Origin of the sequence: Bartonella queenslandensis AUST/NH15 (assembly GCF_000312585.1) — a bacterium.
Classification (GTDB): Bacteria; Pseudomonadota; Alphaproteobacteria; order Rhizobiales; family Rhizobiaceae; genus Bartonella; species Bartonella queenslandensis_A.
On the sequence record NZ_HE998005.1, the window covers coordinates 51844 to 53286 of the forward strand.

Sequence of the window (1443 nt, forward strand, 5' to 3'; positions counted from 1 at the left end):
AACCTTTTTTGTTGAGCATGATTTTGATTGGATAAGGCGCTATTTTGGAAGTGATCCAAATGAATTGCGGAGTAATATTAAAGGTTTTTTGGGAGAAGGTTCTGATTTTATTACATCTCTTTTGAATTCGCTTTTGAAATCAGGAAAGTCTATCGTTAATATTGTTAGCTTATTTGTTGTGGCGCCTGTGGTGGCATTTTATATGTTATTAGATTGGCCACGTATGGTGACTGCAATTGATTCTTTAATACCGCGCGATCATCTTGGTACTGTTCGTAGTATTTTTCATGAAATGGATAGAGCTATCGCAGGTTTTGTTCGTGGACAAGGAACTGTTTGTCTCATATTGGGAGGCTATTATGCTATTGGTTTAACGATTGCAGGACTCAATTTTGGTCTTTTGATTGGTATGTTTATTGGCCTTATTAGCTTTATTCCTTATATTGGAACAATGAGTGGGGTGGTCCTTTCTGTTGGGATTGCATGGGTCCAGTTTTATCCCAATAATTGGGGGGGAATCATCGTTGTGATGGCACTTTTTTTAATTGGTCAATTTATTGAGGGTTATATTCTTCAACCAAAACTTGTTGGTTCATCTGTGGGATTACATCCTGTATGGTTGATGTTTTCACTTTTTGCTTTTTCTTCACTCTTTGGTTTTACTGGTATGCTTGTTGCTGTTCCTGCAGCGGCTGCTGTGGGCGTTTTAGTTCGTTTTGCTCTTCATACTTATCTTAGTTCTCAGATGTATTCGCGAAGTGGAAATTCGGAGCCGCAAAAATGAATGGGCGAGAAACGCAATTATCTTTAAATTTCCCTTATGAGCCAATTTTTCAATTTGATGATTTAGTCGTGACAGATAGCAATCGTATGGCTTTTCAGCTTATTGATCACTGGCCCAATTGGAGCTTACCTATTGCAGTTTTGGTTGGAAAAAAAGGATCTGGAAAAACGCACTTTTCGAGTATATGGCTCCAAAAAGCACATGCATTCAGGATTCAGCGCAATAAAATTGATCAGGCTGTTGCTATGGCTTCTTTAGGGAGACCCTTTTTAATAGAGGATATTGACGCAGGGGAAATTAATGAGATAGAACTTTTTCATTTAATTAACAGTGTTAAGCAAGTCAATGTTGATGCACGACAAGCTACTTTATTGATGACGGCACGGACGCTCCCTTCCACTTGGAATTTAAAGTTAAGTGATCTAAAAAGTCGTCTTAATTCGGTGATGTTCGTTGAAATTAATCAGCCTGATGATGCATTGTTAACAGCAGTTGCCTTTAAGCTTTTTTCCGATAGGCAACTTATTGTGCATCCGGATACAGTTTATTATCTTATCAGCCGTTGTGAACGTTCTTTATTTTCATTGAAGAATGTTATTGATTCTGTTGATCAGTTGGCGTTACAAAGAAAAAGAAAAATAACGCGTGCTGTTATTGCT

General features: G+C 37.8%; 2 protein-coding genes. Both read left to right on the forward strand.

All coding sequences use genetic code 11. The annotated features are described in order from the left end of the window. A partial coding sequence (locus BN338_RS06575) for an AI-2E family transporter (protein ID WP_039760256.1) occupies window positions 1–784 on the forward strand: 784 nt, incomplete at its 5' end. After that, window positions 781–1443: DnaA regulatory inactivator HdaA (gene hdaA / locus BN338_RS06580; RefSeq protein ID WP_039760251.1), on the forward strand; the 663-nt coding region annotated here is incomplete at its 3' end. The genes BN338_RS06575 and hdaA, both read left to right, overlap by 4 nt.